This is a genomic window from Mitsuaria sp. TWR114 (genome assembly GCF_007997345.1).
Genome location: NZ_VOSR01000190.1, coordinates 1 through 8409, shown reverse-complemented (window position 1 = coordinate 8409; position 8409 = coordinate 1). Strand labels below are relative to the sequence as shown.

7 protein-coding genes are annotated in these 8409 nt (G+C 70.4%); 2 read left to right on the top strand and 5 right to left on the bottom strand.

Annotation, left to right across the window (positions count from 1 at the left end):
* The coding region (locus FUT87_RS08905) for a LysR family transcriptional regulator (protein WP_147240814.1) at positions 1 to 501 on the bottom strand (501 nt) is incomplete at its 3' end.
* Positions 502 to 638: 137 nt separating this feature from the next.
* Here FUT87_RS08905 and FUT87_RS08900 point away from each other — a divergent pair.
* Both FUT87_RS08900 and FUT87_RS08895 read left to right on the top strand, forming a co-directional pair.
* Positions 639 to 1616, top strand: a complete 978-nt coding sequence (locus tag FUT87_RS08900) for a DMT family transporter (protein ID WP_147240813.1) — start codon at positions 639 to 641, stop codon at positions 1614 to 1616.
* A 135-nt stretch (positions 1617 to 1751) separates the two neighbouring features.
* A complete protein-coding gene (locus FUT87_RS08895; protein ID WP_147240812.1) occupies positions 1752 to 3773 on the top strand; it encodes a M13 family metallopeptidase in 2022 nt (673 codons plus the stop codon).
* A 222-nt stretch (positions 3774 to 3995) separates the two neighbouring features.
* Here FUT87_RS08895 and glk read toward each other — a convergent pair whose 3' ends face one another.
* The 4 genes from glk to FUT87_RS08875 all read right to left on the bottom strand — a co-directional run.
* Complete coding sequence (gene glk, locus FUT87_RS08890) at positions 3996 to 4991, bottom strand: glucokinase (RefSeq protein ID WP_147240811.1); 996 nt, start codon at positions 4989 to 4991, stop codon at positions 3996 to 3998.
* 146 nt (positions 4992 to 5137) lie between these two features.
* Positions 5138 to 6514, bottom strand: a complete 1377-nt coding sequence (locus FUT87_RS08885) for a GH1 family beta-glucosidase (protein WP_147240810.1) — start codon at positions 6512 to 6514, stop codon at positions 5138 to 5140.
* A 144-nt stretch (positions 6515 to 6658) separates the two neighbouring features.
* Positions 6659 to 7273: a carbohydrate ABC transporter permease gene (locus tag FUT87_RS08880; RefSeq protein WP_147240809.1), complete on the bottom strand. Its 615-nt coding sequence runs from the start codon at positions 7271 to 7273 to the stop codon at positions 6659 to 6661.
* Between the two features lie 262 nt (positions 7274 to 7535).
* Positions 7536 to 8409, bottom strand: an 874-nt coding sequence (locus tag FUT87_RS08875) for a carbohydrate ABC transporter permease (RefSeq protein ID WP_147240808.1), incomplete at its 5' end; no start/stop codon positions are given.

Sequence of the window (8409 nt, the reverse complement as noted above, 5' to 3'; positions counted from 1 at the left end):
GGCCAGCTCCATCCGGCGCAGGCGCTCGACCACCAGCCCGTCGGCCGCCTCGCCGTCGTAGAGCACGTAGGCGCAGTCGACCTCGCCGCGGCGCAGCGCCTGCACGCTGTGCAGCGACAGGCGCTGCATCAGCTGCAGCCCGATGCCGGGATGGCGCTCCGCCAGCTTCACCAGCACCTCGCCCAGGCGCAGCGCCAGCGGGTCGGTGACGGTGCCCATGCGCAGCCGCCCCTGCACCTCGCCGCGGATCTGCGCGGCGGCCTGGCGCAGGCGCTGCGCCGCGTCGAGCGTGCGGCGCGCCTCCTCGGCCAGCTTCTCGCCGGCGGCCGTCAGCGTCATGCCGCGCGAGCTGCGCTCGAACAGCTGCACGCCCAGTTCCTCCTCCAGCGCCTTGATCTGCGCGCTGACGGCGGGCACGCTGGTGAACACCTTCTCCGCGGCGCGGGTCAGGTTCCGTTCGGCCACGACGGCCAGAAAGCTCTTCAGCTGGTACAGCTCCATGGGGCGGGATTGTGACCAGCCGCCGGGCCGGCCGCGTTCGGATTCTTCAAACGCCCGTTCCAAACAAGCGCATGGACCGCGCGCGGGGCGGCGCCCAGACTGCCCTCCCATCGCAGTTGCCAAGAAGGCCGGTCGCCATGACGCCCACCTCCTCTCCCATTGCCGCCACCGTCGCGATGCTGTTCGCGGCGATTTCCTGGGGCAGCCTGTTCCTCGTCGGCAAGCCGGTGCTGGGACGGTTGGATCCGGTCTGGTTCACCGCGGTCCGCTACCTGCTGGCCGGCGTCGGCATGACGCTGCTGGTGATGCGCTTCGGCCAGCGCCCCTGGGACAAGCTGAGGACGCACTGGGTCACGCTCACCGGCCACGGCGTGCTGGGCTACGGCTTCTTCGGCGTGCTGGTGCTGGAGGGCCTGAAGCTGTCCCTGCCCTCGCACGGCGCGGTGCTGATGGCCACGATGCCGATGACGACGATCCTGCTGCGCTGGCTGCTGGACGGCCACCGGCCCGGACTGGGCGTGGCCGGCGCGGCGGTGCTGGCGCTGGGCGGCGTGGTGCTGGTGTCGGGCGTGCTCGGCCGCGGCGATGGTCCGCCCCACATGCTGCTGGGCGACGCGCTGACGCTGCTGGGCACGATCGGCTGGGTGCTCTACACCCGCGGCGCGGCCCGGCTCCCCACGCTGAGCCCGCTCGAATACACCGGCCTGACCGCGATCGCGGCGCTGCCGTGGCAACTGCTCTTCGCCGTCGCCATGACGGCCGGTGGCTGGGTCAACGCGCCCACCTGGCAGGACCTGACGCCGGTCGCGCCGCACCTGCTCTACATCGCCGCGGTGCCCACTGTCGCCGCGGTCGTGGCCTTCAACTTCGGCGTGCGGCAACTCGGCGCGTCGCGCGGCACGCTGTTCCTCAATGGCGTCCCGGTGTCGGCGCTGCTGATGAGCGTCGCGCTCGGCCAGCATCCGGCGGCGCAGGAGTGGATCGGCGCGGCGCTGGTGATCGCGGCGCTGACCCTGAGCACGCGCGCTCCCGCGCCGGCCGCGCGCCCCTCGCCTCAAGAGGGCGTGAAGACGCGGGCGGCGGCCGGTGCCGACGGGCGTTGTCCAGCCACTTGAAGGGCCTGCCGGCAAGCTGGAAAGCCCCGGTGCGACGGCCGCCACAAGCGGCCTCATGGCTTTTGTCACGGGTCTGCCTTGTGGCATAGGCTTCCGGCTCCGACGGGCCCGGCCCGCACTCCAGATCTGCTTGCGATGAAGAACGTCCTCCGCCTCACCACCCTCGCCCTGCTGATGCAACTGGGCGGCCTCGCGATGGCGGCGCAGCCGCAATCGGGCCTCGACCTCAAGGGCTACGACAAGACCGTGCGTCCCCAGGACGACCTGTTCCGCGCCGCCAACGGCCATTGGCTGTCGACCACCGAGATCCCCGCGGACAAGGCCTCCTACGGCGCCTTCCACCTGCTGGCGGACCTCTCCGACAAGCGTGCCCGCGCCATCATCGAGGACCTGTCGAAGAAGAAGGCCCAGGGCGGCAGCGTCGAGCAGAAGATCGGCGACTACTACGCCGCCTACATGAACACCGCGGCGATCGACAAGGCCGGCCTGGCCCCGATCAAGCCGCTGCTGGACAGCATCGCCGCGATCCAGACGCGCACGCAGCTCGCGACCTGGCTGGGCGCGCAGACCGGTGTCCTCGACACCCCGGTGCCGCTGGGCATCGAGGCCGACTACCAGGACCCCCCCATCAACCGCCTGCAGACCTGGCAGGGCGGCCTGGGCCTGCCCGACCGCGACTACCACCTCAAGAAGGACGACGAGCGCCTGGCCAAGGCCCGCGCCGCCTACCTCGACTACCTGCAGACGCTGGCCAAGGCCGCCGGCATCGCCGATCCGGCCGGCAGCGCGCAGCGGGTGCTGGCGCTCGAGGAGCGCCTGGCCGAGGTGCAGTGGGACAAGGTCTCGCTGCGCGATCCGCAGAAGACCTACAACCCGATGACGCCGGCCGAGCTGGCGCAGAAGGCGCCGGGCTTCGACTGGAACGCCTTCTTCACCGCGGCCTCCCTGCCGGGCCTGGACAAGCTGTCCGCGTCGCAGCCGAGCTACCTCACCGGCGCGGCCAAGCTCCTGGGCGAGGCGCCGCTGGAGGACCTCAAGCTCTACCTCAGCTTCCGCGCCATCGACGCCAATGCGTCCACGCTGCCCAAGGTCTACCGCGACGCCCACTTCCAGTTCCACGGCGCGGCGCTGACCGGCGCGAAGAGCCCGCTGCCGCGCTGGCAGCAGGCGGTGGGCAACGTCAACGGCGCGCTCGGCGAGGCGGTCGGCGAGGTCTACGTCAAGCGCTACTTCCCGGCCGCCGACAAGGCCCGGATGCTGCAGCTGGTCAACAACCTGCTGGCCTCCTACAAGGAGTCCATCGACAAGCTCAGCTGGATGACGCCCGCCACCAAGGCGCAGGCCCAGGACAAGCTGTCCAAGTACATGGTCAAGATCGGCTACCCCGATGTCTGGCGCGACTATGGCGCGCTGGAGGTCAAGGCTGGCGACCCGGTGGGCAACAACCTGCGCGCGGCCACCTTCGAGTGGAAGCGCCAGGCCGCCAAGGCCAGCAAGCCGGTCGATCGCCGCGAGTGGCTGATGACGCCGCAGACGGTCAACGCCTACTACAACCCGACGCTCAACGAGATCGTCTTCCCCGCCGCCATCCTGCAGCCGCCCTTCTACAGCACGAAGGCCGACGACGCGGTGAACTACGGCGCGATCGGCGCAGTCATCGGGCATGAGATCAGCCACGGCTTCGACGACCAGGGCAGCCAGTTCGACGGCGACGGCAAGCTGCGCAACTGGTGGACCGACGACGACCGCAAGGCCTTCGACGCCATCGGCGCCAAGCTGGTCGCGCAGTACGAGGGCTACGAGCCGATCCCGGGCAAGCACCTCAACGGCAAGCTGACGCTGGGCGAGAACATCGCCGACCTCTCGGGCCTGCAGATCGCCTACAAGGCCTACCTGCGCTCACTGGGCGGCAAGCCGGCGCCGGTCATCGACGGCTACACCGGCGAGCAGCGCTTCTTCATGGGCTGGTCGCAGGCCTGGCGAGAGAAGGCGCGCGAGGAGCGCAAGCTGCAGCTGCTGACCATCGACCCGCACTCGCCGCCGGAGTTCCGGGCCAACGGCGCCGCCGTCAACCACGACGGCTTCCACGAGGCCTTCAAGACCAAGCCGGGCGACAAGATGTTCAAGCCCAGCGAGGACCGCATCCGGATCTGGTAATCCGGACCTCCCCACAGAGCGGCCATCCCGGCCGCTTTTTTCATTTCAGAGCCCAGCCCTCCGCCCGCCTCCGCCCCAACGCAGTGAGCCGGTGATTGGGGACGGCAGGGCGCGGGGTTCCGGCGCTTGCCGCGGGAATCCTGCGCCCTGGCGGCCAACGCGCTGCTCGGCGCAGGTAGGCGGTCTCAGCGCCACCAACCCACAGCTCGCCAACTGGCGATCTCAGTGCGTCAGCACATCCCGATCCAGCGCCCGACTGGCCCCGAGCAGCGGCGCCTGATCCGCCTCCTGCACGACGTAGGTCGGGATCGCCCGCAGGTAGGACGTCAGCCTGCCGCAGGACTCGAAGCGTGCCCGGAACGGGCTGCGGTCGAACCACTCGCCCAGGCGCGGCACGATGCCGCCGCCGATGTAGAGCCCGCCGCGCGCGCCCAGCGTGAGCGCGACATGCCCCGCGATGTCGCCCAGCAGCGCGCAGAACATGGTGACGACCTCGCTGCTGAAGGGCTCGCCCGCCAGCGCCGCCGCCGTGATCGCCGGCGCGGCGCGGCCTTCGCCGGGAGCGAGCTTGAGGCCGCGCAGCTCGGCCAGCGCCATGTAGAGGTTTTCCAGGCCGGGCCCCGACACCGCCCGCTCCGCCGACACATGCCCGAAACGCCGGTGCAGCAGGTCGAGCACGGCCCGCTCCTCGGGCTCATAGGACGACAGCGTGGCATGCCCGCCCTCCCCGCCGACCGCGACCTGCGTGTTGCCATCGTCGGACCGCAGCAGCCCCGACACCCCCAGCCCGGTCCCGGGCCCGACCAGTCCCTTGGCCGCGCCGGCCACCGGCTCGCCGCCGCCGACCTTGCGCATCGACTGCGGTCCCAGCACCGGCAGCGCCAGCGCCAGCGCGGTGAAGTCGTTGATCACCAGGACCCGCTCCGCGCCCAGCGCCGATTGCAGCGCCCGCGTGGAGAAGCTCCAGTGGTGGTTGGTCATGCGGACATGGTCGCCGGTGACGGCGGTGGCGATGCCGATCGCGCAGCTGCGCGGACGGGGCAGGCCCTCGCGATGCAAGTGATAGAAGATCGCGTCCGCGAGCGTGTCGAAGTCGCGGCACACGTAGCGCGCGACGTGTTGCAGCGGCTCCGCCGCTCCGTCCTGGCTGGCGAAGCGCACATGCGTCGCGCCCACGTCCGCCAGCAACCGCATTGGCGCCGTTCCGCCCTGACTCATGCCTTCTGCTCCTTCACCGATGCCTCCGTTCCGCGACGCGGCAGGAGCCGTGCCCGCCCCGTGCGCGAAAGCCTCGGATGCTGCCACAGTCCGTCCCGGCCTCGGGCCGGACGGTGACGCCGCGCCCGAGGTTCAGTCCCTGGCGCTCAACGCCCGGCCTTGAAGGCGGCGATCGCGTCGCGGTACCAGTGGGCGCTGTCCTTGGCCAGGCGCTGCTGGGTCGCGTAGTCGACGTGGAACAGGCCAAAGCGCTTCTGGTAGCCCGAGTTCCATTCGAAGTTGTCGAGCAGGCTCCAGTAGAAGTAGCCCCGCACGTCCGCGCCCAGCGCCACCGCCTGGGCCAGCGCCTCGAGGTGGCCGCGCAGGTAGGCGATGCGCGCCGCGTCGGGCACACGGCCGTCGACGATGCTGTCGGCATTGGCCATGCCGTTCTCGGTGATGACCAGCGGCGGCGGCGTGTACTCGCGGGTGATGCGCAGCAGGTGCTGGGTCAGCGCCTGCGGATAGATCTCCCAGCCCATGTCGGTGAAGCCCAGCTCCCCGGGCGGCGTCACGAACTGCTGGCGGCCGTTGAGCACGCTGCGGGTGTAGAAGTTGATCCCCAGGAAGTCCAGCGGCTGCTGGATCAGCGCCAGGTCGCCGTCCTGCACGCGCGGCGCGTCGGCGCCGAGGTACTCGACGATGTCGGCCGGGTACTGGCCGCGGAACACCGGGTCCATGTACCAGCGCACGTTGGTGCCGTCGTCGATGCGCGCGGCGCGGCGGTCCTCCTCGCTGAGCGGGTCGGCCGGGAAGGACGGCGTGTGGTTGAGCACGATGCCCAGCTGCGCCTTCGAGCCGACCGCGCGCATGGCCTGCATCGCCGCGCCATGCATCATCAGCAGGTGGTGCGAGACCTGGTAGGCCTCGGCGCGGCTGGTGTGGCCGGGCGCGAACTGCGCGGTCTCGTAGCCCAGTGTCGCCGAGCACCACGGCTCGTTCAGCGTGGCGATCGTCGCCAGCCGGTCGCCGAAGCGGCGCGCGATCTCGGCGGCGTAGTCGGCGAACAGCGGCACCACCTCGCGCGACAGCAGCCCGCCGATCGAATCGTCCAGCGCCTGCGGCAGGTCCCAGTGGTACAGGGTCGCGTTGGGCTTGATGCCGGCCTGGAGCAGTTCGTCGATCAGGCGGTCGTAGAAATCGAAGCCGGCCTCGTTCCAGGCGCCGCGGCCCAGCGGCTGCACCCGCGGCCAGGAGAACGAGAAGCGGTAGGCGTCCAGGCCCAGCCATCGCATCAGCTTCACGTCCTCCGGATAGCGGCGGTAGTGGTCGCAGGCGACATCGATGTTGGAGCCGTCCTTGATGCGGCCCGGCTGGGCGCAGAAGCGGTCCCAGATGGACTCGCCCTTGCCGTCCTCGCGGCCGGCGCCCTCGATCTGCGCGGCGCTGGTCGCGGAGCCCCACTGGAAGTCCGCGGGCAGCGACTGGATCAGGGAGCGGAAGGTGGCGGTGTCGGCGGCGGGGGTGGCGTCGTTCTCGTTCATGGTGTTCAGCGTCGTGGTCGTGTGAATCGTGGAAGGAGGGGCGCCGCGAGGGTCCCCGGACGGCGAGAGCGCCGTGGGCGTCGCGGGTCCGGTGGGTGTCGGGGCGGTGGTCATGGCGAGGGGGTCACTGGGCGGTGAGGCCGGTCAGCCGCGTACGGCGCCGGAGGTCAGCCCGGCGACCAGCCGCCGGGCGCTGAAGAGGTAGGCCACCAGCAGCGGCAGCATCGCGATGGCGCTGCCCATCATCAGCGCGCCCCATTCGGTGTTGTTCGGGGCCTGCATCGAGCGCAGCGCCAGCGGCAGCGTGTAGTGCTCGGCCGAGCGCATCACGACCAGCGGCGCGACGAAGTTGTTCCAGCTCGCGATGAAGGTGATCAGGCCCAGCGTGCCCAGCGCGGGCGTGAGCAGCGGCAGCACGATGGACCAGAAGATGCGGAACTCGCCGCAGCCGTCGATGCGCGCGGCGTCGATCAGGTCCGGCGGGATGGCCGAGCCGATGTACTGCCGCATCAGGAAGATGCCCAGCGCGCTGGCGGCCGCCGGCACGTAGAGCGCGCGCGGCTCATCGATCCAGCCCAGCGCGTCCATGACCATGAAGCTCGGGATCATGTGCAGGAAGGCCGGCAGCATCATCGAGCCCAGCACGATCGCGAAGAGCGCGCGCTTGAAGCGGAACTCGTAGATCGCGAAGGCGTAGCCGGCCAGCGAGCACAGCAGCAGGTTCAGCGCCGTCGTCATCGACGCGACGTACAGGCTCATGCCCAGGTTGCGCCAGAACGGCAGCCGCTCCTGCAGCAGCCGCAGGTTGGACCCCGCCGCGTCGCCGAACCCGCGCCAGCATGTCCTCGTAGCGGTCCTGGCCCATCAGGGTGAAGCTGTACTCGATGCGCAGCCACGGGTCGGACGGATCGAGCGCGATCGCCCGCTCATGCTCGGCGCAGGCGCGGCTGAAGTCGCGCAGCTGGCCCAGCCAGGTACCGCGCAGCGCGTGCTCGTCGGCGCGGGCCGCATCGGCACGCCGTCAGCGCGCGCCATGGCGGCCTCCCGGGTCGCGGCCGAACAGCTTCGCGTTGAGCCAGGTCAGCGCGGCGATCAGCACGAACATCAGCCAGGACATCGCCGAGGCGGTGCCGAAGTCGCCGTCGGAGAAGGCGGTGCGGTACATGAAGATCGCCGTCGTCATCACCGACGAGGCCACGCCCTTCTCGCCGTCCACGAGGATGAAGGGCTCCTCGAACAGCTGCAGGTTGCCGATGATCGTCAGCGTCACCGCGAAGAACATCATCGGCTTGAGCAGCGGTAGCGTGACATGGCGGAACTGCTGCCACTCGCTCGCGCCATCCAGCGTCGCGGCCTCGTAGAGGTCCTTGTCGATGACCTGCAGCGCCGACAGGTAGAGCACCAGGTTCCAGCCCAGGTAGCGCCAGAACACGACGAAGGCGACGGCCGGGCGGGTGACGTCGGCGTCGCCGAGCCAGTCGATGCCGCCCTCCCGCAGCGCGGTCAAGGAGGCCAGCGGGCTGCCGATGAACGGGATGCGCGTCAGCTCCGCCAGCGCCGCGTTGATCAGGCCGTAGTCCTTCGAGTAGAGCGTCGTGAAGATCAGCGCGATCGCGACGCTGGAGGTGATGTACGGGACGAAATAGGCGCCGACGACCAGGTCGCGGCCGCGCTTGAAGCGGCGGTGGATGAAGAAGGCCAGCGGCACCGCCACCAGGTGCTGCGGCAGCCCCGACACCAGCGCGAACCAGGCGGTGTTGTAGAGCGCATCCCAGAACCACGGGTCGGTGAGCGCATAGCCGTAGTTCTCGAGTCCGACCCAGTGCATCGTGTGCAGGCCCTCGGCGGGGTTCCACTGCTGCAGCGACAGGTAGATCGAGAACAGCAGCGGGAAC

Coding starts and splice junctions, on each gene's coding strand:
- FUT87_RS08900 (WP_147240813.1), top strand. CDS start 639: ATGACGCCCACCTCCTCTCCCATTGCCGCCACCGTCGCGATGCTGTTC.
- FUT87_RS08895 (WP_147240812.1), top strand. CDS start 1,752: ATGAAGAACGTCCTCCGCCTCACCACCCTCGCCCTGCTGATGCAACTG.
- glk (WP_147240811.1), bottom strand. CDS start 4,991: ATGAGTCAGGGCGGAACGGCGCCAATGCGGTTGCTGGCGGACGTGGGC.
- FUT87_RS08885 (WP_147240810.1), bottom strand. CDS start 6,514: ATGAACGAGAACGACGCCACCCCCGCCGCCGACACCGCCACCTTCCGC.
- FUT87_RS08880 (WP_147240809.1), bottom strand. CDS start 7,273: ATGAGCCTGTACGTCGCGTCGATGACGACGGCGCTGAACCTGCTGCTG.